This is a genomic window from Ruegeria sp. BE3 (assembly GCF_056538865.1).
In genome coordinates this window covers 1,168,593-1,191,733 of sequence record NZ_JBQFTW010000001.1, presented here as the reverse complement: position 1 = coordinate 1,191,733, position 23,141 = coordinate 1,168,593, and the positions used below count along the sequence as shown (strand labels likewise).

Genomic DNA, 23,141 nt, shown 5'->3' with positions numbered 1-23,141 from the left:
GAACAAGCAATGCCCAAAGACAGTGGCATCGGAGCCAGTTCCAAGCGGCGCGAGGACGTACGCTTTCTGACCGGAGCAGGCAATTACACCGACGACATCAACGTACACGGTCAGGCTTATGTATATTTTCTGAGATCCGACATCGCGCATGGCCGTTTGAACAGCGTTGATACCTCGGCAGCTGAGGCCATGCCTGGCGTGGTCAAGGTATTCACCGGCAAGGATTTTGAAGGCGTGGGCGGCATGCCCTGCGGTTGGGAAGTGACCGACCGGCACGGCGCGCCGATGCAGGAACCTCCGCATCCGATTCTGGCACAGGGCAAGGTCCGCCATGTAGGCGACCCGATCGCGGCGGTTGTGGCTGACAGCCTCGAACAGGCCCGCGACGCGGCCGAAGCGATTGACATGGATATCGAAGAGCTGCCTGCCGTCATGGATATGAAGGCTGCCGCGCAGGACGGCGCGACGCTCATCCATGACGATCTGAAGAACAACATTTGCTATGATTGGCATCTGGGTGAAGCGGACAATGACAAGGTCAATGAGGTCTTTGCCAATGCCGCCCATGTGACGACGCTGGATCTGGTCAACAACCGTCTGGTCGCCAACCCGATGGAACCGCGTGTGGCTGTGGGCGAGTACAAGCGTGGTACGGATGAATACACGCTCTACACCACCTCGCAGAATCCGCATGTGATCCGCCTGCTGATGTGCGCCTTTGTTCTGGGCCTGCCCGAGCACAAGGTGCGTGTGGTGGCCCCGGATGTTGGCGGTGGCTTTGGCACCAAGATCTTCCACTATGCGGAAGAGGCGTTCTGCACCTTTGCCGCCAAGGCCTGTGGTCGCCCGGTGAAGTGGACGTCCAGCCGGTCCGAGGCGTTTATGTCGGACGCGCATGGCCGGGATCATGTCAGCACCATCGAACTGGCGTTGGATTCGGATAATAACTTTATCGGTCTGCGCACTAACACCTATGCCAATCTGGGTGCCTACCTGTCGACCTTCTCCAGCTCGGTTCCGACCTGGTTGCACGGGACGCTGATGGCGGGCAACTACAAGACGCCGGTCATTCAGGTGAACGTGAAGGCGATGTTCACCAACACGGTACCGGTGGATGCTTATCGCGGCGCGGGCCGCCCCGAGGCGACCTATCAGCTGGAGCGCGTGATCGACAAGGCCGCGCGCGAGTTGGGCGTTGATCCGATTGCGCTGCGCCGTCAGAACTTCATCACCCAGTTCCCCTATGACACGCCGGTGGCGCTGACCTATGACACCGGGGACTACAACGGGACGATGGACAAGCTAGAGGCCGCTGCTGATCTGGCGGGCTTTGCTGCGCGTCGTGCGCAGAGTGAGGCCGATGGCAAGCTGCGGGGCTTGGGCATTAACTGCTACATCGAGGCCTGTGGGATTGCTCCGTCGAACATCGTTGGCATGCTGGGGGCCCGAGCGGGTCTCTATGATGCAGCAACCGTGCGAGTGAACGCGACAGGCTCGATCAGCGTCATGGTTGGCGCGCACAGCCACGGGCAAGGGCATGAGACTGCCTTCCCGCAGGTTGTGGCCGACATGATCGGCATCGATGAGTCGATGGTCGAGATCGTGCATGGCGATACCTCGAAGATCCCGTTTGGGATGGGTACCTATGGGTCCCGGTCTCTGGCGGTCTGTGGTTCGGCCATGGTCAAAGCGACCGAGAAGGTGATCGACAAGGCCAAGAAGATCGCAGCCCATCTGCTGGAGGCATCCGAGGCCGATATCGAGTTGAAGGACGGTCAGTTCAGCGTGGCAGGTACCGACAAGTCGGTGGCTTGGGGCGATGTAACTCTGACGGCCTATGTGCCTCATAACTTCCCGCTGGAAGTTGAGCCGGGGCTGGAGGAAACCGCGTTCTATGATCCGGCCAACTTCACCTTCCCCTCTGGGGCCTATGCCTGTGAGGTCGAGGTAGATCCCGAGACCGGCAAGGTGAGTATCGAGGCGTTCACCGCAGCTGATGACTTTGGCAACATCGTCAATCCGATGATCGTGGACGGCCAGGTGCATGGCGGCATTGGTCAGGGCATCGGTCAGGCATTGTTGGAAAACTGCGCCTATGACGAAAACGGCCAGCTGCTGAGCGCATCCTACATGGATTACGCGATGCCGCGCGCGGATGATGTGCCTTTCTATGGCGTCGATCATTCCAGCCAGACGCCCTGTACGCACAACCCGCTGGGTGTGAAGGGCTGTGGAGAGGCCGGGGCCATTGGCTCGCCGCCCGCAGTGGTCAATGCGGTGCTGGATGCGCTGAATTCGGCTGGCAAGGCGGTTGATCACATTGACATGCCGATGAGCCCGTCGCGCGTATGGGCTGCGATGAACAGCTGAGTTGAGAGGGAGGACCGGGGGCCAGCCCCCGGACCCCCGGGATATTTATAGCCAGATGAAGGGCGGATCCGCGCCTTTCGGAAAGGAAAAGCGAAATGTACAGTTTCGAGTTTGAGAAACCCTCGACCATTGCCGACGCCGTTGCTGCGTTGGGGGCCGAGGATGCGCAGGCGTTGGGAGGTGGTCAGACGCTGATCCCGACGCTGAAGCAGCGGTTGGCGTCACCTTCAGTGTTGGTCAGCGTGAGGGGGGTTGCCGAGATGCAGGGTGTCTGTGTCGAGGATGATGGCTCGGTCGCTATTGGCGGGGCGACGACCCATGCCACGGTGGCGCGAGAGGCGGCCAGCAGCTATCCGGCGTTGGCGGCACTGGCCGGGCAGATCGGCGATCCGGCGGTGCGCAATCGCGGAACCATTGGCGGGTCAGTGGCCAACAATGATCCGGCGGCCTGCTATCCGGCGGGTGTGCTGGGATCGGGGGCCACGATTGTGACCAACGCACGGCAGATCGCAGCGGATGATTTCTTTGAGGGCATGTTCTCCACCGCGCTGGACGAAGGTGAGATCATCACTTCGATCCGTTTCCCGGTGCCGCAAGCGGCGAGCTATCAAAAGTTCCTGCAGCCCGCGTCGCGCTTTGCACTGGTCGGTGTTTATGTGGCGCGCTTTGTCGATGGTGCGCGGGTGGCCGTGACCGGAGCCAGCGAGGATGGCGTGTTCCGCTGGTCCGAAGCTGAGGCGGCGCTGAGCAAGGAGTTCCGCCCGGACGCTCTGATGGACCTGCGCATCAATCCGATGAACATGATTGGCGACCTGCATGGCAGCAAGGAATACCGCGCGCATCTTGTCGGCGTCATGACTAGACGGGCGGTTGAAGCCTGTATGTAAAGCGCGCTTTCATTGAAACGCTACAAGGCCCCGGTACGTCCGGGGCTTTTTATTTGCTCTTAATCCTGGGTGGTTTGGAAGGTTGCCAATAAGCGCCGGTATCTTCGCGGGCCTTCTGATAGCGATCTACCCTGTCGCGCGCAGCATGACCGCCAGCAGCGAAGAGATGACCCAGCAGGCATTCAAGCACCGCCATTGCGCCGGAGAAGCTTGAAAGGTGATGCTGCGTACGGATGCTGATGGGCAGGACGACATGGGGGGTGACGCCAGGCGCAATGACCTCGCTGTCTGAAAGCAGGATGATTCTAGTGCCTCGGTCACGAGCAAAGCGAATGGATTGAATCGTGTCGGATGAGTAGGGGTAGACCGTCAGCGCGAACAGGCAATCTGTCTGGTCAGCATCCAGCAAATCGTCGATAGCCGTGCCGATATGGCGGGGGATCAACTGGAAGCCCGGGTGCGCCATTCGTCCGGCATAATGAAAATAATAGGCCAATGCATAGCTGGCCCGGGTTGCAGTGATAAAGCAGCGATTGGCGCCAAGCATAAGATCAATCGCGCGCTCGACCTTCGCAGGCTCCATCAAGCGCAGTGAGCGCGAAACCACGTTTAGTTCATTCTGCGCGTATCCGGCCTGCGCAGCACTGAATGCATCCGCGGCCTGCATACGTTGTAGCCAATCTTGACCCAGCCGGTCCTCTCGATCGGTGACCAGTGTTTGGCGGAAGGGTTTGCGAAAAGCATCGTAACTGTCGAACCCCAGACGCTGGGCCAGTCGGACCAGAACATTTGAGCTGACACCGATTTTGTTTGCTGTGACGCGGATCGGGTCGAGCCCGAAATCTCCGGGATGATCAATTATGTATTTCGCGGCAGCCTGCATTTGTTGAGGCAGGGCATCGATGTCACGGCGCAGGCGTTGAGTCAGATGGGTAGGGCTCGATTGCATGGCTCGAGAAAAACATATGTTATGCAGAAATGAAATTGAAAACGTTTGATCAGGCGATAGATCGGGTGCGAAATTGATGGGATTTGAAGATGCCAGATAGTTTTTCCGACCGCACGGAGCTTCCTTATGTATTGGTTGCACCGAACGGAACGCGACGTGGACACAAAGACCATCGCGAAATCCCTGTTAGCATTGATGAAATCGTAGAAACCGCCAGGGCTTGCCATACCGCTGGAGCGGATGGAATTCACCTTCATGTCCGTGACAAGGTGGGGGATCATTCGCTGGATGCCGGTCTCTATCGCGAGGCAATTGCCGAGTTGCGCAGGGCCGCGCCGCAGATGGATGTTCAGATCACAACCGAATCTGCCGGGGTTTTTGACGTACAGGCGCAGTTAGATTGTCTGCACCGGGTTCATCCGGAATGGGCTTCGATTTCTGTGCGTGAGATTGCGCGAACGCCCGAGTTGGCGCCGAAGGTCTATGCACTTTGCGAGGAACAGGGAACGCGGGTGCAGCACATCCTTTATGACGCCAAAGATGCCGAGCTGTTGACGCACTGGCAAGCCAGTGGCGTCGTCGGTGGCGATCAGGTGGATCGTTTGTTGGTACTTGGCCGTTATTCGACCACTCAGGAATCAACACCAGACGACCTAGATGCTTTCCCTGAGTGCCCGGACCGGTGGATGGTCTGCGCTTTTGGGGCGCAAGAACATCTGTGCCTTCAGCGTGCAGCGCAGCGTGGAGGTGACGTTCGAGTGGGGTTTGAGAACAGCCTGACCCGTTCCGATGGTACGGCTTGGGAAGACAATGCCGCCTCGGTTACAGCGCTAATCGCACTTCTTAAAGGGACTGCAAAATGAGTCACGTTTTTCCACGTCATACGAAGTCTGACCTGCCGCTCGCTGTAGGGGGCGACGGGTGCTATCTGATCGATTCTGACGGCAAGCGCTATCTGGATTGCGGGGACGCGGCGGTGTCCTGTCTGGGGCACTCGAATGCTTCAGTGGTCAAGGCGGTTCAGGATCAAGTCGGTCAGATTGCCTTTGCACACACTGGTTTCATGACCTCAGAGCCAGCCGAGGCGCTGGCGGATTTGCTGGTCGAGCATGCCCCGGGGGATTTGGATCGAGTCTATTTCGTCTCGGGCGGGTCTGAGGCGACTGAGGCTGCGATCAAGCTGGCGCGGCAGTATTATCTGGAGACGGGTGAACCCGAGCGCCGCCACGTGATTGCGCGACGGCAGAGCTATCACGGCAACACTCTGGGTGCCCTGTCCGCGGGCGGTAACGCGTGGCGACGCGCTCAATTCGCACCCATGTTGATTGAGATGACGCACATAGCACCATGTTATGAATATGCCGAGAAGCCCGAGGGAGAGAGCAGCTTTGACTACGGCCAGCGCGTTGCCAATGAGTTGGAGACCGAGATCCTGCGCCTTGGGCCTGAGACGGTCATGGCCTTTATGGCCGAGCCGGTGGTTGGTGCGACGCTGGGGGCCGTTCCGGCAGTTGAAGGATATTTCAAGCGGATCCGTGAGATTTGCGACCAGTATGGTGTGCTGTTGATCCTTGATGAGGTGATGTGTGGCATGGGGCGTACCGGTCATTTGTTTGCCTGCGATCACGACGCCGTTGCTCCGGATATTCTATGCGTCGCCAAAGGTTTGGGGGCTGGGTATCAGCCGATCGGTGCGATGTTGTGCACAGCTCGGATCTATGATGCGATTCGGGATGGGTCGGGCTTCTTCCAGCACGGCCATACCTATATCGGCCATCCGGTTGCGACTGCGGCCGCATTGGCTGTGGTGACAGAGCTGACCCAAAAAGAGCTGCCACTGCGCGCGGCACTGATGGGCGAAAAACTGCAGTCTGCCCTGATCGCTGCCTTTGGTCAGCACCCTCATATCGGCGATATCCGGGGACGGGGCTTGTTCCGGGGGCTGGAACTGGTCGCAGATCGCGACAGCAAAACGCCGTTTGATCCGTCGCTGGGTGTGGCGGGTAAAATCAAAAAGGCGGCCTTTGCCGAAGGTTTGATCTGTTATCCGATGTCCGGGACTCGAGACGGACGGCACGGCGATCACATCCTTCTCGCGCCTCCGTTCATCATCGAGGATGCGCAGATCGACGAATTAATCGCCAAGCTGGGCTGTGCGATTTCGAGCGTGATCTGACAAAGCTGTAACAGGCTTTGCCTCAGGAACACAAAAGCGCGGAAGGAGCGGATGATCAAATCTGCTCCGAAGCGTTCGGCATTCTGCGAAATGCGCCTTGTGGGTGGCCGGGCATAAAAAAGGCCCCGACCAGTCTGGCGGAGCCTTGGAAAACGCTGTTGAGAGCTTTTACTTCTGCGGAAGCGGGCCGATCATCATGATCATCTGACGGCCTTCCATCTTGGGCATGTTCTCGATCTTGCCCAGGTCCTTGACGTCTTCTGCCACACGCTCAAGCAGCTCACGTCCCAAGTTCTGGTGCGCCATTTCGCGGCCACGGAAACGCAGGGTGACTTTGACCTTGTCACCGTTCTCAAGAAACTTGAACACGTTGCGCATCTTGACGTCATAGTCATGCGTATCGGTGTTGGGCCGGAACTTGACCTCTTTCACCTCGATGATCTTTTGCTTCTTGCGGGCTTCGCTTTCACGCTTCTGCTGTTCATACTTGAACTTGCCAAAATCCATGATTTTGCAGACCGGCGGGTTGGCGTTAGGCGAAATCTCAACCAGATCGAGGCCAACATCGGCGGCCATCTGCATGGCTTTTGCGGGATGAACCACCCCGACATTTTCACCTTCGGCGCCAATCAGGCGAATTTCGGGAGCACGGATCTTGTCATTGACGCGCGGGCCGGTATCTCGCTGTGGCGGCGCGTTGTGAGGTCTGCGGGCTATGGGTTCATTCCTTTGATAATTGCAGAATTTCGAGCCCGGAATTTAGACCGGGCTGAGAGGTGTTTCAAGCGGCATAAATCGCAGGCCGCATGAAATTTCCATGAATTCCGGGAGTTTTTGCCGGTCAGAGCGCTTTGCGACCCGACCGGCAAAGCCGATCACCCTACAAATGCTTTTTCGATCACGAACTCTTTGGGTTCGGAATTTGCGCCTTCACGCAGGCCGAACTCTTCCAGAATGGCCTTGATGTCGTGGTTGAACGCGAGGCTACCGCAGACCATGGCGCGGTCTGTTTCCGGCTTGATGCCGTCTTCGATGCCCAGATCCGCGAAAACAGTACCGTCCTGGAGCAGGGTGGTGATGCGGCCCATCTTGGCGCTCTCTTCCCGCGTGGTTGTTGGGTAGTAACGGATCTTGTCGGCAAAACCTTCACCGATCAATTCTGCCAACAGTTCGTCCTGTTTGATGCTCTCGATCAACTCGCGCCCATAATCCAGCTCGGCCACGTCGCGGCAGGTATGGGTAATGATGACCTCATCGTAATCCTCATAGGTCTGCGGTTCACGCAGCAGCGAGGCGAAGGGGGCAAAACCGGTGCCGGTGGCGAAGAACCAGATGCGCTTGCCCGGCAGCAGGGCATCATGAACCAGGGTGCCAACAGGTTTGGGACGCAGAATGATCTGATCACCCGGCTGGATATGCTGCAGTTTCGAGGTCAGCGGACCGTCCTGCACCTTGATAGAATAGAACTCAAGCTCTTCGTCCCACGAAGGCGAAGCGATGGAATAGGCGCGCAGCAGCGGTTTGCCGTTGTCGCCCAGCAGGCCGATCATCACGAACTCGCCCGAGCGGAACCTCAGGGACGCGGGGCGCGACACCTTGAAGGAAAACAGGCGGTCAGTCCAATGCTTGACCTCGGTCACGGTCTGAGCGTCGGGCAGAACGGGGGCCTTGACGGCGGTTGCTTCGGTCACGGGCTTCATCTCTGTCATCGTTGTCACTGTCGGCTGGGTAAACCGACATCTCCGTTTAATCTTTGATCCAAGTCAGGAAAAGGGGGCAGATTGCCCCCGTCCTTCAAAAGCAGGCGATGGTTGTTTCAGCCGCGCAGTCGAGCCTGATAGTTGTTGTCCTGCCAATTGGCGCGCGCAAGCCATTGATCTTCGGGCTGGCGGTTGGCTAGATTGTGATCGATCTCGACCTCATCAAAGCCGCTGCGCCGTGCCATGGCGTATTGATCGGCCAGTACGTGCCCTTTGGCGCGCAGGCGGCCGGTATAGCCTTTCAGGCGCAGAACGCGAGCGATCGTGAAACCTCTTCCATCCGCCGAAGACGGAAAATCTACGCGCACCATTTTGGCGCTGCCCAGACGTTCGACCAGTTCATCCGGGTCAGTGTCCGAGGCAACATCCAGCGCGACCACGTCATTTGCTGCATCGTCCAGCGTGACATAGCCGTCAGTCCAGTCATCGGGGGCGAAGCCCTCGTCCGTTACGATTACATTCATGTTTTCTCTCCGGTGCGGACTATCTTGCCATCGACAAAATGGATGCCGCATTCTTCTTTGTTCTGGTTGCGCCAACGTCCGGCGCGCGGGTCTTCGCCTTCTTTGACCGGCGAGGTGCAGGGCGCACAGCCGATCGAGGGGTAACCTTTGGCCACCAGCGGATGCCGGGGCAGGTTGTTTTCGTCCATATAGGTGCGCACGTCTTCGGGTGCCCAATGGGCCAGCGGATTGACCTTGATCCGACCCGTTCCGTCCTCGACCTCAAAGAACTCAAGCGCAGCTCGGGTGCCTGCCTGAAACCGCTTGCGCCCGCTGATCCAGCCGCAATACCCCGTCAGCGCCTGTTGCAGCGGGAAGGTCTTGCGCAGATTGCAGCACGCATCGGTGTCACGCAGGTGCAGAGCACCGTAAGGATCGTCACGTTGCACGTCTTCCTCATCCGCGTGGATGATCCTGACATTGCGCAACCCCAGGCGCGCGCTAACCTCTTGCTGGTATTCCAGCGTTTCGGTGAACAGCATCTGAGTGTCGATGAACAGCACCGGGGTCATCTTGTCGACCACCGCCGCCATGTGCAGCAACACCACCGACTCCGCCCCGAAACTGGACACGAGGGCGAGCTCGTCGATCTCTTCGATGGCACCGTGCATCACGTCGTGAGCAGAGTGGTGCCGGAACCGGGCGTTCAGCGCTTCGACTTTTTCTGTCAGTACGCTGCGGTCTTTGCCCAGTTCCGTCTGGATCAGGTCAAGCGGCATTCGCCTGAGCCTCGGGGTAAAGGGCAGCCTTGAACGGAGCCATGCCGACGCGACGGTAGGTTTGCAGGAATTCCTCTTCGGCGCTTTCGCGCTGTTCCAGATAGGTGTTCACGATCCGCTCGACTGCCGGAACGATCTCATCATAGGCAAAGCCCGGACCGGTGCGGTCGCCGATGGCAGCCGTTTCGGTACCGTCGCCACCCAGCGTGATCTGGTAGTTCTCGACGCCTGCGCGATCCAGGCCAAGGATACCGATATGGCCCACGTGGTGGTGCCCACAGGCGTTGATGCAGCCTGAGATCTTGATCTTCAGGTGACCGATATCATGCTCAAGCTTCAGGTCATCGAACCGAGTTGCGATTTCCTGTGCAACGGGGATCGAGCGTGCTGTCGCCAGTGCACAATAATCCATACCGGGGCAGGCGATGATGTCGCTGATAAGACCAATATTGGCCGTCGCCAGCTCGTATTCTTTCAGCTTCGCGTGGATTGCGGGCAAGTCCGACTTGTGGACATGCGGCAGGATAACGTTCTGCTCGTGGCTGATGCGCAGCTCGTCATAGGCGAATTCTTCCGCCAGATCAGCCATCACGCGCATCTGCTCAGCGGTCGCATCGCCCGGCGTCTGGCCGTGCTTCTTGATCGAGATCGTGACAATCGCATGATCCGCATTCTTGTGCGGCGCGATATTGGTGTCGACCCAAGAGCGGAAGACCGGATCGTTGGTATAGGCGGACTTAAAGGATGCAACCGACCCCTCGCGGAAGGTCGGGGGCGCGAAGTGGCCCTTGATCTCTTCCAGCAGGTTCATATCCGCGCCTTTGAACTGCGGGCGAACCTGCAGGAATCGTTCGTTGACCTTGGCGCGGATGGTGTCGATGCCGTTCTCGTGCACGGTGATCTTGATACGCGCCTTGTACTTATTGTCGCGGCGACCGATCTGGTTCCATACGGAAACGGTGGCCTCCAGATAGGCTAGCAAATCGTCGAAGGCGACGAACTCGGACAGTTCTTTGCCGATCATCGGCGTGCGACCCAGGCCACCACCCACGATGACACGAGCGCCCAGAACGCCGTCACGCTCAACCAGTTGCAGGCCGATGTCATGTGCCTTGATCACTGCGCGGTCATTTTCCGAACCGGTGATGGCGATCTTGAACTTGCGTGGCATGAACTGGAATTCTGGGTGGTCGGTGGACCACTGGCGCAACAGCTCGGCATAAGGGCGGGGGTCGGCGACCTCATCCGCGGCGGCACCGGCGAAATGGTCGGCGGTCACGTTGCGGATGGTGTTGCCCGAGGTTTGAATGGCGTGCATGCCAACCTCGGCCAGCGCGTCCAGCATATCCGGCACATCGTTCAGCTTGGGCCAGTTGTACTGGATGTTCTGACGGGTGGTGAAGTGGCCGTAGCCCTTGTCCCACTTCTCAGCCAGCAGAGCTAGTTGGCGCATCTGTGCGCTGCTCAGTGTGCCGTAAGGAATTGCAACGCGCAGCATGTAAGCGTGCAGTTGCAGATACAGGCCATTCATCAGGCGCAGGGGCTTGAATTCGTCTTCGGTCAATGAGCCGTCAATGCGGCGCTCGACCTGTGCGCGGAATTGCGCATTACGTTCTGCCAAAAATGCTGTGTCGAACTCGGAGTAGCGATACATGATTAGCTGTCCTTAGTTGCAGCCCCGAACCCAGGGCCTTGAAGAGGGGAGAGAGAGCCTGTGATCAGGCTCGGGGCTGCGGGGAAGTTTCCTGTTTGCCGTGGGCATAGTTGGACGGACCAGTCCGACGGAAATCTTCCCGGAAATGTGTGGGCTCGGGGCCGTTGTCTCCGGCCACGGCATCCGCCAGATAGGCACCAACAATCTTGTTGACCTGACGCTCTGCATCCAGCAAACGCAGCTGGGCATGAGCTTCATCTGTGATCAATTCGGCCTCGGAGAGTTCGCGGGACCAGCGATCATCTTCGGTCAGATAAATCACATCGCCTTCCAACAGATCGTTGGCTGTAACCACTTTGGGTGTAAAAGCGCGGGGCATCAGGCAAGGTCCTCGTTGTTTACAGGCGTCAGCGCATTGCTGTTCAGGTTGTTTGACTTGAGTGACAATATAGGAAATATTCCCGCATAAGCACCATATCTCTCGACAAATAAGAACGTTCGTTTTGCTTGGTGGAGTTGGTGGAGCTTCTGTTCTGAATCTAGGGAAATAATGGAATGTCGGTGCGCATAGACGACACAGATCGGAAAATTCTGGCTGAACTACAACGAGACGCCAGCCAATCACTTGACGAAATCGCGGCACGGGTCGGCAGTTCCAAGACCCCGGTCTGGAATCGCATTCGCAAGCTGAAAGGGGCCGGAGTGATCGGTCAGCAGACTGTGCTGCTCGACGCCGAAGCACTTGGTTTTGAGGCAACTTTCTTTGTGTTGATCCGCACGTCCGAGCATGAAGCCGATTGGCAAAAGAAGTTTCTGCAAGCTCTGCGTGACCGCCCGGAGGTACAAGAGGCCCACCGGTTGGCGGGGGATATCGATTACATCCTGAAAGTGCGTGTCAAAAACGCGCGTGCTTATGATGCCTTCTACCAAGCCCTGATATCAGAGGTGCGGGTGCACAACGTGACCGCTCTGTTGTCGATGGAAGAAATCAAGTCCACCACGATGTTGCCGCTGAATGTGACGAGCTCTGCTTGATACTGATCGACAAAAGGGGGGGCGCTGCCCCCGTCGCCGTGTGGCGACTCCCACGAGATATTTATAGCCAGATGAAGCAGGGATCCGTTCTTCATCTGGCGCAAAACACCTCCGCCGGAGGTATCGCGCGGCACGCGCGACCCGATGGCTTCAGATGCTAACTTTCAGCTCGGTCAGGCCATGGAAATGGTAGCTGTTCGAGTATTCCGGTTTGTTCAGTAGTGTCAAATTGGGGCATCTGCTGAACAAAATCGGTAAAGCGATCCTCATTTCAAGGCGGGCGAGCGGGGCTCCGACGCAGAAATGCAAGCCTCCGCCGAAGCTGGTATTGGCGCTGATCCGGCGGGTTGGATCGAAGCTGTTGGGGGCGTTCCAGACCGATGGATCCCGGTTGGCGGCACCCAGAAGCAGGGCGACCTGCTCTCCGCGTGCAAATTTGTGCCCGAAGACTTCGACATCTTCGTAAGCATAGCGGGTGAACTTATGCAGGGGCGGATCGAAGCGCAGTATCTCTTCGACCATGTTGTCTATGACGTCTGGGGAAGCAATCTGCTCCTGAGTGCCGGTTTCCAGGATTGTTTTAACGCCATTTCCTAGGGCGTGAACAGTCGCCTCGTGACCGGCATTGAGCAACAGGATACAGGTTGTGATCAGCTCCTCACGCGAAAGCTTTGCGCCATCTTCTTCGGCAGCGATCAGGCGCGTGATCAGGTCATCGCGCGGATCCTTGCGGCGTGTTTCGATGTAGCCTTCGAGGAAACGTGTAAACTCGGTCGAGGCGCGTGCGGCGGCGTCTTCGGTTTGGCGTGTGCGGCTGGCCTGATACATCGCGACCATAGCGTGTGACCAGTCCAGAAGCTGCGGTGCCATGTTCTCGGGCACCCCCAATAGACGGCAAATGGTGATCACCGGCACCTGAGTGCAATAGGCTTGCAGAAGGTCGAAAGGCTCGTCCGGAAACTGATCAACTAGCGCATGGCAGAGCGTTTCGAGGGCGGGTGCAAGATCTGCTATGGCACGCGTCGTGAAAGCCCTTAACACAAGCGCGCGCAGCCGTGTGTGACGAGGTGGTTCGAGCTCCAGCATCGAATGCGCTTCGATTGCGAGCCAGGGCGCGAGGTGATCCGGACCAGGCTTGACAAGTTCTGCCGGGATTTCGCGCCCAAAGCGACGATCTTTCAGCAGAGCCTGTACGGATTTATTAGAAGCAGCAGCAACCATCCCATAATCTTCCCAATAGAACAGATCGCCGAACGCGCGTGCGGTGTCATAGAATGGATAAGGGTTTTGTACAAAACCAGGGTCGGTGGGGGATTGGGACAGTGTCTTCATGCGCTGCACACTTGCCACGGGTCGCTGCGAATGCAAGACCCTATGACATGCAACGGGTTTGGATCATTGCCGGGTTTCTGTGTGCGGTTGCTTTGTTGTCGGCAACAGTCTGGACCTATGGTTACCGTCAGGCGCTGACTCAACTGAGTCAGCAGGCCGAGGCTGATCTTGAGCTGGCAGCAGACCGATTGAGCACTCAGATGCAGGTGTATCAGGAGGTTGCTGCGTTGATGGCGGATCATCCGGCATTGCGGGCGCTTGGGACTCCGACGCAGGTTCGAACCGCGCAATCGGTCCTGTTGGATGTGGCGGATAAGACAGCGGCGGTTAACGTGATCTATCTGGCACCGGATGGCCGGGTTCTGGCTTCGGCACAGCCTGTTGCGCAAACAGATATGGCTGAACATCCGGCGTTTGAACGCGCCATGCAGGGTGCGCTCGGCAGCGCGCATGGGGTCATGCCGGGCAGTGGGGATCGGATCTATTCTTACGTTGCTCCGGCCTTTGGTCCTGCGGGCCGGGTTGTGGGTGCGTTGATGGTCGTGGCCGATGTGCAGGATGTTGAGCAGACGTGGCGTGGCAGCACCGAGGCTGTGTTTTTCGTCGACGCCAATGGGGTTGTATTCATCTCCAACAGGTCGGATCTGCTGTTCTGGCAGCGTGCGGATGGGCAGCCGGGCCTGACGCCACCGGATGGTCAATCGGTTGATTTCGCCTCAACACTGGTGGGCGGGCATGAACTCTGGCGGTTGGGATGGGGGCGCTACTTCCCGCGCCGCGCCCTGCATCTGACACTTGCGTTACCCGTGATCGATATGACAGCCGAGGTTTTAGTCGATGTCGCCCCGGCGCGGCGTTTGGCAGGATTGCAGGCCGCAGCCGTCGCCGCGATCTGTTTTGCCTTTGGCGCGCTGTTGTTTCTGGCCTCGGAACGTCGTCGTACACTGGCTCTGGCCAACACGGTATTGGAGAGCCGTGTTGCGCAGCGTACTCGCGCCCTGACGGCGGCGAACTCGGCGTTGCGGCGCGAGGTAGCGGAGCGGCAAGAGGCTGAGGCGGCGCTGAAACAGGCGCAGGCAGATCTGGTGCAGGCCGGTAAACTGAGCGCGCTTGGCAAGATGTCAGCCGGGATCAGTCATGAGCTGAACCAGCCACTGATGGCGATCCGTCAGTTCGCGGATAACGGTTCGGCCTTTTTGGAACGGGGCAAGGGTGAAAGAGCGGGCGAAAATCTGGGTCGTATTTCCGACATGGCGGCGCGCATGGCGCGGATCATCAAGAACTTGCGCGCATTTGCCCGCAACGAAAGCGAGCCGATGGGGAAAGTCGATCTGGTTCAGGTTCTAAACACCGCCGTCGAACTGACCGAGGCCCGGTTGCGCGATGAAGATGTGACGCTGGATTGGTCGCCGCCCGAGGTCGAGGTTTATGCTTGGGGTGGCGAAGTGCGGTTGGGTCAGGTTTTCGTCAACCTGATCAACAACGCGGCGGATGCCATGGCGGATCAGGCCTCGCGTCGGATTTCGATCCGCCTGACCGAAGAGGAGCGTATTCGCGTATCGGTGCGTGATACCGGTCCCGGCATCAAGGATCCGGACCGGGTGTTTGAGCCGTTCTATACCACGAAGACGGTAGGCAGCTCGGAAGGGATGGGGCTGGGGCTGTCCATCTCATACGGCTTGGTGCAGAGTTTCGGAGGGGACATCCGAGGCGCGAACACCGAAGACGGGGCCGAGTTCACTGTCGAACTAGAACCCTATGATGAGGACAAGATCGCATGATCCGTAAGGTTCTTTTGGTGGATGATGACTCGGCTGTGCGTGAGGCGTTGGCCCAGACGCTGGAACTGGCCGAGTACGAACCTGTTGCTGCCGGTTCCTTCGTGGCCGCCAAGGATCATATCCGGCGCGATTTTGAAGGGGTGATCGTTTCGGACATCCGGATGCCGGGGCGGGATGGGTTTCATCTGTTGAATTATGCGCGTGAGGTTGACCCGGAATTGCCGGTTGTTCTGTTGACGGGCGAAGGGGACATTCCAATGGCTGTACAAGCGATGGGGCAGGGTGCGTTTGATTTTCTGGAAAAACCCTGTGCTGCTGCCGATCTGCTGTCTGTTCTGGGGCGCGCTTTTAGTGCGCGGGCCGAGGTCCTTCAGTTGCGCGAACAAAAGAGCGAGCTGGAACGCGGTGATCCCGCTGCGCGGATACTGTTTGGACTGTCCGAGCAAGCCGAAGCCTTGCGTGAACGTGTGCGCGCAGTGGCGCCGACGCGGGCCGAGGTGCTTGTCACTGGTCCGGTGGGCAGCGGTATTTCCAAGGTGGCTGAGGTTGTGCATCTGATGTCTCCGGGCGGGCAGGGTCCGTTCGTCAAACGATCTGCGTCGGGGCTGACCGTCGAGGAACTGAGGAAGGGATGCGACGACGCCTCGGGAGGGTCGCTGTTTCTGGATGAGGTTTCGGCCATGTCCGATGCCACGCAATACGCGACTCTGGAGTTGATCGAGCAGGAATCAGAGGCACGTATCATCGCGGGAACGACGATGGACTTGTCTGAACTCGTTACACTGGGACGGTTCAATGCAGATCTGTTCTATCGTCTCGACGTAATGCGTGTGCGCATACCGTCTTTGTCTGAGCGTCCCGAGGATATCCCGGTTATTTTCCGCCATTACGTTGCACAGGCAGCCGAGCAAGCTGGCATTGCAGAGCCTGAGGTGACGCCCGAACATCTTGCCTCGCTCATGGCCCAGGATTGGCCGGGGAACGCCCGGTCGTTGATGTCGGCTGCAATGCGGTTTGTGCTGGGGATGCCCGAAGAAGTTGCCGAGGCCGGTGATCTAGGCTTGAGCGAGCAGCTTGCCCGGGTTGAGCGGTCGCTGCTGATCGCAGCGCTGGGTCGCCACAATGGCAAGGCTGCTGATGCGGCGAAGGCGTTGAAGCTGCCGCGCAAAACCTTCTACGACAAACTTGCGCGTTACCAGATTCGCCCCGAGGATTATCGCAGGTAACAAGAGCTCCCGCCTGTTTTGACAGCATTATCATGCTGTCAAAGCCGTTGGGCCGGGCAGCCCGCTGGTGCGGGCTGCGGTTGCGCGTCAGGTGAGACAACGCGATTCGGCTGGAATGATTCGCGATTGTGCGGAAATCCGCACAGCGCTGAATTTCGCTGTGCGAGATTCCGCACAGTGTTGGGGTCGCCTTGTCGAGATATTAGCAAAGCAGCTAGTTAAGCACATGATATGAATGCAGAAACATCGAATCCATATTCGCAAAAACAAATTCTTGAGAGCGTTGCGGCGATTCGCTTCACTGCGTCGCATATGGCGCTGGTCAGGCGCCTGACGGAAATCTCAAGGAAGTCTGGGAGGACAAAACTGATGAAATTCCTGGCAACAGCCGCTACTGCACTTGCGCTTACTGTGACTGCCACTGCAGGCATGGCCGCCTGCGACGATGGTGAGATCGTGGTCAAGTTTGCTCATGTGACCAACTCTGACAAACACCCCAAGGGCATCGCCGCATCACTGCTGGAACAGCGCGTGAATGATGAGATGAATGGGGTCATGTGCATGGAGGTGTTCCCCAACTCGACCCTCTACAACGATGACAAAGTGCTGGAGGCGATGCTGCAGGGCGATGTGCAATTGGCCGCGCCTTCACTGTCGAAGTTCGAAAAATTCACCAAACAGTTCCGCCTGTTCGACTTGCCGTTCATGTTCAAGAACATCGACGCTGTCGACGCGTTCCAGGCCTCGGATGCCGGTCAGGCGATGAAGGACAGCATGCAGCGCCGTGGCCTGCAGGGTCTGGCGTTTTGGCATAATGGCATGAAGCAGATGTCTGCTAACAAACCTCTGGTCGATCCTTCGGACGCGGATGGCCTGAAGTTCCGCGTTCAGAGCTCGGATGTGCTGGTCGCGCAGATGGAGGCTATCGGCGGTAGCCCGCAGAAGATGGCATTCTCGGAAGTCTATGGCGCGCTGCAGCAGGGCGTTGTGGACGGGCAGGAGAACACTTGGTCGAACATCTACGGCAAGAAGTTCTTCGAGGTGCAGGACGGCATCACCGAAACCAACCATGGCATTATCGATTACCTGGTGGTGACCTCGGTTGACTGGCTCGACAGCCTGGAGCCAGAGGTCCGCGATCAGTTCCTAACCATTTTGTCTGAGGTGACCGAGACCCGGAACAAGGAAGCCTTCGCCGTGAACGAAGCGGCCAAAGCCTCGATCACCGATGCAGGCGGTATCATCCGCGACCTGAATCCCGATCAGCGTCAGGCATGGGTCGATGCGATGAAGCCCGTCTGGGACAAATTCGCGGATGACGTCGGTCAGGACAAGATCGACGCAGCCCAAGCGATCAACGCCGGGTTCTGATCCCGGTTGAGGCCGCGCGTCGGGGGACTGGGGAGTTATCGACGCGCAGGCCGGGCGGGCCGCTGTGAGGCCCGCCAACCTTTTACTCTCATCACAAAAAATGCGGGGACAGAGAGATGTCTGGTGCGAAACCCGGCCAAGGCGGGCTGGTCGACCATATCGAAGAGACGATGATCGCGCTTTTGTTGGGCGTGATGACGGTCGTCACCTTCGCCAACGTAATTGCGCGGTTTGTGTTCAATTCCAACATTCTATGGGCGCTTGAGCTGACGGTATTTACCTTCGGCTGGCTGGTGCTTTTAGGCGCATCTTATGCCGTGAAGAAACACGCGCATCTGGGTGTAGACGCGATCCTGAACATGCTGGCGCCGGCGCCGCGTCGCATACTTGCGCTGATCGCGGTGGCCTGTTGTCTGGTGTTCTCGTTGCTGCTGCTGAAGGGGTCGTACGACTATTGGGCGGTCTTTGCAGACCTTCCGCCGACCTCGGGCCGTTGGTTCCCGACCGGGTTCGACACCGGCGCACGCAGCCAGAGTTTTTACGAAGTGGATGACATTCCGATGGTTGCCCCGCTGCGGTTTCTGGAAGATCTGATCAACTATGGCGAGGGGTACGAGAAGATCCCTAAGGTGATCCCTTATCTGGTGTTGCCGGTTTCCATGCTGCTGCTGGTCATCCGCTTTTCTCAGGTTGCAGTTCAAATCTGGCGCGGCGAGACCGACCGCCTTGTTGCCAGCCACGAAGTAGAGGACGAGATCGAAGAAGTCCGCGCTCAGCAAGGGGAGCATAACTGATGGACGTCGTTCTTCTTTTCTCGATGGTCGTTGGCCTTCTGCTGATCGGTGTTCCGATTGCGGTGGCTCTGGGCCTCAGTTCGACCCTGTTCCTGCTGATCTATTCCGACAGCTCTCTGGCCTCGGTCGCGGGCACTCTGTTCGAAGCGTTTGAGGGGCACTTTACCCTTCTGGCGATTCCGTTCTTCATCCTCGCATCGTCCTTCATGACGACCGGTGGCGTGGCGCGCCGGATCATCCGATTTTCGATTGCGTGTGTCGGGCATCTGCCGGGCGGTCTGGCGATTGCAGGCGTCTTCGCCTGTATGCTGTTCGCCGCGCTGTCGGGTTCGTCCCCAGCGACGGTTGTGGCCATCGGTTCGATCGTCATCGCCGGTATGCGGCAGGTGGGCTATTCCAAGGAATTCGCAGCCGGTGTGATCTGTAACGCGGGTACGCTGGGCATCCTGATCCCGCCCTCTATCGTGATGGTGGTCTATGCGGCCGCCGTTGAGGTCTCGGTCGGTCGGATGTTCTTGGCGGGCGTGATACCGGGCCTGATGGCCGGTCTGATGCTGATGATCACGATCTATGTGATGGCAAAGGTCAAGAACCTGCCCAAGGGAGACTGGAAGGGCTGGGGTGAAATCTTTGTTTCGGCGCGCGAAGCCGGTTGGGGGCTATTCCTGATCGTGATCATTCTGGGCGGTATCTACGGCGGTATCTTTACGCCGACTGAGGCCGCTGCGGTTGCTGCTGTCTATGCCTTCCTGATCGCAAGCTTTGTCTACAAGGACATGGGGCCGCTCAGCACCGAAGAGGGTCAACCCAATGTACCGCTGCTCAAGAAACCTTATGCACTGGTGACGGCCTTCTTCCATCCCGATACCAAGCATACGCTTTTCGAGGCGGGCAAACTGACTGTCACGCTGCTGTTCGTGATCGCCAACGCGCTGATCCTCAAGCACGTTCTGACGGACGAGCAGGTGCCGCAGCACATTGCCAGCGCCATGCTGTCGGCGGGTCTGGGGCCGGTAACCTTCCTGATCGTGGTTAACGTGATCCTGCTGATTGGTGGTCAATTCATGGAGCCCTCGGGCCTGCTGGTCATCGTTGCACCGCTGGTGTTTCCGATTGCAATCGAGCTGGGTATCGACCCGATCCATCTGGGTATCATCATGGTGGTGAACATGGAGATTGGGATGATCACGCCTCCGGTCGGTCTGAACCTGTTCGTGACCTCGGGCGTGGCGGGAATGCCGATGATGAGCGTGGTGAAAGCGGCGCTGCCGTTCCTGGCCGTGCTCTTCGTCTTCCTGATCATGGTGACGTATATCCCGTGGATATCTACCTTCCTGCCCAACACCTTCATGGGGCCGGAGATTATAACCAACTAGGATTGGGCAACCAGTCTAAACCGGGCGGTTCTGCTGCCCGGTTTTTTTATGCCTTGAAGCCAGTGCCCGAACGCATATCTAAGTGTTTGAGGACGACCTCACCACCATGGATGACCATTCGGGACGACCCGAATTCGAAGTGAGGTGTTCTTATGCCCTGGATACTACTGTTGTTCGCTGGCCTGCTTGAGATTGTCTGGGCTGTCGCAATGAAGCAAACCGCCGGTTTTACACGGCTGTGGCCAACGGCGATCATGAGTGTCTCGATGGTCGGGTCCTTTGGCCTGCTTGCGCTGGCAATGCGGGACCTGCCCTTGGGCACCGCCTATACCATCTGGACCGGGATTGGCGCTGTCGGCGCGTTCACCGTTGGCATTCTGTTTCTCGGTGAGGCTCTGACCCCGATGCGTATCCTTGCGGCCGTCCTGATTGTCACCGGCCTAGTGGTGATGAAGCTGGCCTAAGCGTTGACGCCTGAAACGGGGTCGGGCAGCTTGGTGTGGCGATTCAATAGGATACTGCCCATGTTGACCGATACCGATGCACGCCTGCTTCGCCTTGCCTATGACGAAGCGAAAGCGGGGTTTGACGAGGGTGGTTGTCCCATCGGTTCGGTGCTGGCACGGGGCGGCGAGGTCGTCTCGCAGGGACGCAATCAGCGCGTCCAAGGTGGCGACCCGATCGCCCATGGCGAAATGGATGCGCTGCGTAAGGCGGGGCGGCAGAGGACCTACCGTGATACCGTGCTCTACACCTCTTTGTCGCCGTGCATGATGTGTTCGGGCACGATCATTCAGTTCGGAATCCCACGCGTCGTTGTTGGCGAGAATCAGAATTTCGGCGGCAACGAAGATTTCCTGCGCTCACGCGGGGTCGAGGTCATCATCGCGGATGACCCCGACTGTATCGCGCTCATGAAACGCTTTATCGAAGAAAAGCCCGAGCTATGGGCCGAAGATATAGCCGAATAGACTGATCATGCTCACGCGGCTTCGAGCGCGCGAATAATACCCGAGAAATCGTCGGCCTTCAGGCTGGCACCGCCAACCAATGCTCCGTCGACATTGGACACACCAAATATCTCGGCAGCGTTGCTAGGTTTGACCGACCCACCGTAAAGCAGGCGTACTGAGCGGCCAACGCCCTCGCCAAAGCGGCGTTCCAGGCGGGCGCGGATGAAGTCATGAACCTCACCGATCTCTTCCAGTGTGGGAACTTTGCCGGTACCGATGGCCCAGATCGGCTCATAAGCCACGATCAGATTCTCACCCGTCGACTGATCCGGGATTGAGCCTGACATCTGCCCGCCAATAATGTCCAACGTGTTCGCAGCGTCGCGTTGTTCGAGGCTTTCACCAACGCATATGATCGCCTTCAAACCGGCATCCATCGCCGCGCGGGCCTTGGCGCGAACATCTTCGTTCTGTTCCCCGTGGTCCTCACGCCGCTCTGAATGCCCAAGGATCACCGCCGAGGCGCCTGCATCAAGCAACATGTCGGCGCTTAGATCACCTGTATGCGCACCCGAGGCTGCGGCATGGCAATCCTGACCGCCCACGGCGATCTCAGTCCCGCTGACAGTCCCCGAAGCGCGGTGCAGCAACGTCGCGGGTGGGCAGATCAGGATGTCGATCGGCGAAGAGGGGTGCGCAATCGCCAGCTTCTCAAGCTCGCCCAACGCGGTGCTTGTGCCGTTCATTTTCCAGTTGCCTGCCGCCAGTTTGCGCCGCATCGCGATCCCTCCGCATTATCCGTTATGTGTTTCGGATATCACCCTCGCGCAGTGCTTACAATTCCGGTTGCAGTCTGGGCGCAGTAACGACAGATTGCGCGTGAAAATGCTGAGGGTGACATGATCGAAAACCTTGACCTTGCCAAGCTGGATCTACGCGATCCGCCAGAGCTGGCAAAGCTGAAAGACGCCGTTGGGCGCGTCGGCTTTCTGACCGTGTCCAACACGGGGCTTGAGGATGATCGCGTCCGTCAGGTTATTGCGGCCTATCGCTCGTTCTTTCATCAACCCGATGAGATTAAACAAGCCGTCGATATGGCCGTGACCGGCTCTAATCGTGGCTGGGGTGCCTCTCAGTCCGAGCAGGTCGATCCGGACGCAAACCCGGACTACAAGGAAGTATTCGACTGCGGATATGAATTGTCGTCCGGCGATCCCTATGCCGATCGCGGGCTGAGCGTTTACGCACCCAATCTCTGGCCCGATGTGGCAGAGTTTCGAACGGTAATCCAAGCCTACTACACCGAAGCCAGTGCAGTTGCGATGCGCGTTTTACGTGCGATTGCTGTGGCACTTGGCCGTCACGCGCAGAGTTTCGATGCCTCATTCGATACACCCATGGCTCTGCTGCGTGGGAACTTCTATCCGCAACGGCCCGATTGGGCAGGGAAAAAGGATTTCGGGATTGCCGCACACACCGACTATGGCTGCCTGACACTACTGGCTACCGACGGTGCGCCGGGTCTTGAGGTGCGCATGCCGGATGGTAGGTGGCAGGCCGTTGAGGCCGCTCCGGGCGCATTCATCATCAATTTCGGTGAGATGCTGGAATTCTGGACCGGTGGCGAGGTTAAAGCGACCCTTCATAGGGTGATAGGCGGTGCGGAGGAGCGGATCTCGGTCCCGCTGTTCTTTAATCCGTCTTACGATACCAACGTCGCCCCGCCGGGCTCAGGGCAGGTGATCCGGGCGGGTGAGCATCTGACACGCCGTTTCAATGAGACCTACGTGCACCTTCAAGCTGCGTCTTAACGCTGCGCTGCCAGTGTTTCGTCGAATTTGATCGATTCTCCGCAGCCACAGGCATCGACCACATTCGGGTTGCGAAACTTGAAGCCGGATTCAAGCAGCGAGACCTCATAATCGATCTCGGTTCCGAACAGGAACATCTGGGCCATGGGGGCAATCATCACGCGTGCGCCGTCTTGCTCGACCACTTCGTCATTGGGGTCGGCTTCATCGACATAATCCATGGTATATTCCATACCGGCACAGCCGCCTTTCTTCACACCGATGCGCAGACCGGCATGACCGCCGGATTGCATCAGCTGAACAATTTGGGCAGCTGCTTTTTCTGTCATGGTCACGGCTTGTTTGCCGGGAATGCCAAACATGGTGGACTCCGTTTTCGCGCGTTACATCTAATCTAAGGCCGACGAGCGCCGGGCTCAAGAGACCGAGTGTTCAATTCCTCTG

The 23,141-nt window shown here is 58.3% G+C and carries 23 protein-coding genes; 13 read left to right on the top strand and 10 right to left on the bottom strand.

All coding sequences use genetic code 11. From position 1 onward, the window contains the following. The first annotated feature begins 9 nt into the window (after positions 1-9). Positions 10-2,370, top strand: a complete 2,361-nt coding sequence (locus ACR0AZ_RS05940; protein WP_480469967.1) for a xanthine dehydrogenase family protein molybdopterin-binding subunit — start codon at positions 10-12, stop codon at positions 2,368-2,370. A gap of 95 nt (positions 2,371-2,465) precedes the next feature. Then, positions 2,466-3,257, top strand: coding sequence for an FAD binding domain-containing protein (locus ACR0AZ_RS05935; RefSeq protein ID WP_480666992.1), 792 nt, complete (start codon positions 2,466-2,468; stop codon positions 3,255-3,257). A gap of 49 nt (positions 3,258-3,306) precedes the next feature. Here ACR0AZ_RS05935 and ACR0AZ_RS05930 read toward each other — a convergent pair whose 3' ends face one another. After that, the gene (locus tag ACR0AZ_RS05930) at positions 3,307-4,206 is read right to left on the bottom strand and encodes a MurR/RpiR family transcriptional regulator (protein ID WP_480657852.1); all 900 of its coding nucleotides are present in this window, start codon (positions 4,204-4,206) and stop codon (positions 3,307-3,309) included. An 89-nt stretch (positions 4,207-4,295) separates the two neighbouring features. Here ACR0AZ_RS05930 and ACR0AZ_RS05925 point away from each other — a divergent pair, with 89 nt between their 5' ends. Together ACR0AZ_RS05925 and ACR0AZ_RS05920 are read left to right on the top strand one after the other, a co-directional pair. Then, positions 4,296-5,069, top strand: coding sequence for a beta-keto acid cleavage family enzyme (locus tag ACR0AZ_RS05925; protein ID WP_480657851.1), 774 nt, complete (start codon positions 4,296-4,298; stop codon positions 5,067-5,069). Continuing rightward, on the top strand, positions 5,066-6,382 hold the full coding sequence (locus ACR0AZ_RS05920; protein ID WP_480469963.1) for an aspartate aminotransferase family protein: 1,317 nt from the start codon (positions 5,066-5,068) through the stop codon (positions 6,380-6,382). The genes ACR0AZ_RS05925 and ACR0AZ_RS05920 overlap by 4 nt, the downstream gene beginning before the upstream one ends. A gap of 168 nt (positions 6,383-6,550) precedes the next feature. Here the strand turns inward: ACR0AZ_RS05920 and infC are convergent, their stop codons facing one another. The 6 genes from infC to ACR0AZ_RS05890 all read right to left on the bottom strand — a co-directional run bounded on the left by infC (position 6,551) and on the right by ACR0AZ_RS05890 (position 11,397). After that, positions 6,551-7,012, bottom strand: a complete 462-nt coding sequence (gene infC, locus ACR0AZ_RS05915) for a translation initiation factor IF-3 (protein WP_238528775.1) — start codon at positions 7,010-7,012, stop codon at positions 6,551-6,553. Positions 7,013-7,257: 245 nt separating this feature from the next. After that, entirely contained in the window at positions 7,258-8,091 is an 834-nt protein-coding gene (locus tag ACR0AZ_RS05910) for a ferredoxin--NADP reductase (protein ID WP_480469962.1), read from the bottom strand. Between the two features lie 107 nt (positions 8,092-8,198). Continuing rightward, positions 8,199-8,606, bottom strand: coding sequence for a DUF934 domain-containing protein (locus ACR0AZ_RS05905; RefSeq protein ID WP_480469961.1), 408 nt, complete (start codon positions 8,604-8,606; stop codon positions 8,199-8,201). Continuing rightward, positions 8,603-9,364 (bottom strand): phosphoadenylyl-sulfate reductase, encoded by a 762-nt coding sequence (locus ACR0AZ_RS05900; RefSeq protein WP_480469960.1) that lies wholly within the window; start codon positions 9,362-9,364, stop codon positions 8,603-8,605. The genes ACR0AZ_RS05905 and ACR0AZ_RS05900 overlap by 4 nt, the downstream gene beginning before the upstream one ends. Next, positions 9,354-11,018: a nitrite/sulfite reductase gene (locus tag ACR0AZ_RS05895; RefSeq protein ID WP_480469959.1), complete on the bottom strand. Its 1,665-nt coding sequence runs from the start codon at positions 11,016-11,018 to the stop codon at positions 9,354-9,356. The genes ACR0AZ_RS05900 and ACR0AZ_RS05895 overlap by 11 nt, the downstream gene beginning before the upstream one ends. Positions 11,019-11,082: 64 nt before the next feature. Then, positions 11,083-11,397, bottom strand: coding sequence for a DUF2849 domain-containing protein (locus ACR0AZ_RS05890; RefSeq protein WP_480469958.1), 315 nt, complete (start codon positions 11,395-11,397; stop codon positions 11,083-11,085). 176 nt (positions 11,398-11,573) lie between these two features. Between ACR0AZ_RS05890 and ACR0AZ_RS05885 the strand changes: the two genes are divergently transcribed. Next, on the top strand, positions 11,574-12,053 hold the full coding sequence (locus tag ACR0AZ_RS05885) for an Lrp/AsnC family transcriptional regulator (protein WP_480657845.1): 480 nt from the start codon (positions 11,574-11,576) through the stop codon (positions 12,051-12,053). 150 nt (positions 12,054-12,203) lie between these two features. Here the strand turns inward: ACR0AZ_RS05885 and ACR0AZ_RS05880 are convergent, their stop codons facing one another. After that, positions 12,204-13,385, bottom strand: coding sequence for a cytochrome P450 (locus ACR0AZ_RS05880; RefSeq protein ID WP_480666991.1), 1,182 nt, complete (start codon positions 13,383-13,385; stop codon positions 12,204-12,206). Positions 13,386-13,432: 47 nt separating this feature from the next. On the opposite strand from ACR0AZ_RS05880, the gene ACR0AZ_RS05875 reads away from it, so the two are divergent. From ACR0AZ_RS05875 to ACR0AZ_RS05845, 7 genes are all read left to right on the top strand, one after another. Further along, on the top strand, positions 13,433-15,166 hold the full coding sequence (locus ACR0AZ_RS05875) for a sensor histidine kinase (RefSeq protein ID WP_480469955.1): 1,734 nt from the start codon (positions 13,433-13,435) through the stop codon (positions 15,164-15,166). After that, positions 15,163-16,392: a sigma-54-dependent transcriptional regulator gene (locus tag ACR0AZ_RS05870; RefSeq protein WP_480469954.1), complete on the top strand. Its 1,230-nt coding sequence runs from the start codon at positions 15,163-15,165 to the stop codon at positions 16,390-16,392. The genes ACR0AZ_RS05875 and ACR0AZ_RS05870 overlap by 4 nt, the downstream gene beginning before the upstream one ends. A gap of 369 nt (positions 16,393-16,761) precedes the next feature. Next, the gene (locus tag ACR0AZ_RS05865; RefSeq protein WP_480469953.1) at positions 16,762-17,763 is read left to right on the top strand and encodes a DctP family TRAP transporter solute-binding subunit; all 1,002 of its coding nucleotides are present in this window, start codon (positions 16,762-16,764) and stop codon (positions 17,761-17,763) included. A 116-nt stretch (positions 17,764-17,879) separates the two neighbouring features. After that, on the top strand, positions 17,880-18,557 hold the full coding sequence (locus ACR0AZ_RS05860; RefSeq protein ID WP_480469952.1) for a TRAP transporter small permease: 678 nt from the start codon (positions 17,880-17,882) through the stop codon (positions 18,555-18,557). Beyond that, positions 18,557-19,933 (top strand): TRAP transporter large permease, encoded by a 1,377-nt coding sequence (locus ACR0AZ_RS05855; RefSeq protein ID WP_480469951.1) that lies wholly within the window; start codon positions 18,557-18,559, stop codon positions 19,931-19,933. The genes ACR0AZ_RS05860 and ACR0AZ_RS05855 overlap by 1 nt, the downstream gene beginning before the upstream one ends. Before the next feature lie 152 nt (positions 19,934-20,085). After that, positions 20,086-20,397: a DMT family transporter gene (locus ACR0AZ_RS05850; RefSeq protein WP_480469950.1), complete on the top strand. Its 312-nt coding sequence runs from the start codon at positions 20,086-20,088 to the stop codon at positions 20,395-20,397. Between the two features lie 60 nt (positions 20,398-20,457). Further along, the gene (locus ACR0AZ_RS05845) at positions 20,458-20,904 is read left to right on the top strand and encodes a nucleoside deaminase (protein ID WP_480657836.1); all 447 of its coding nucleotides are present in this window, start codon (positions 20,458-20,460) and stop codon (positions 20,902-20,904) included. 11 nt (positions 20,905-20,915) lie between these two features. On the opposite strand, the gene tpiA is transcribed toward ACR0AZ_RS05845, so the two are convergent. Beyond that, the gene (gene tpiA / locus ACR0AZ_RS05840) at positions 20,916-21,665 is read right to left on the bottom strand and encodes a triose-phosphate isomerase (protein WP_480666990.1); all 750 of its coding nucleotides are present in this window, start codon (positions 21,663-21,665) and stop codon (positions 20,916-20,918) included. A 120-nt stretch (positions 21,666-21,785) separates the two neighbouring features. Here tpiA and ACR0AZ_RS05835 point away from each other — a divergent pair, with 120 nt between their 5' ends. Further along, complete coding sequence (locus ACR0AZ_RS05835; protein WP_480666989.1) at positions 21,786-22,697, top strand: isopenicillin N synthase family dioxygenase; 912 nt, start codon at positions 21,786-21,788, stop codon at positions 22,695-22,697. Here the strand turns inward: ACR0AZ_RS05835 and ACR0AZ_RS05830 are convergent. Next, on the bottom strand, positions 22,694-23,059 hold the full coding sequence (locus ACR0AZ_RS05830; protein WP_480657831.1) for a HesB/IscA family protein: 366 nt from the start codon (positions 23,057-23,059) through the stop codon (positions 22,694-22,696). The genes ACR0AZ_RS05835 and ACR0AZ_RS05830 overlap by 4 nt on opposite strands. Positions 23,060-23,141 lie beyond the last annotated feature (82 nt).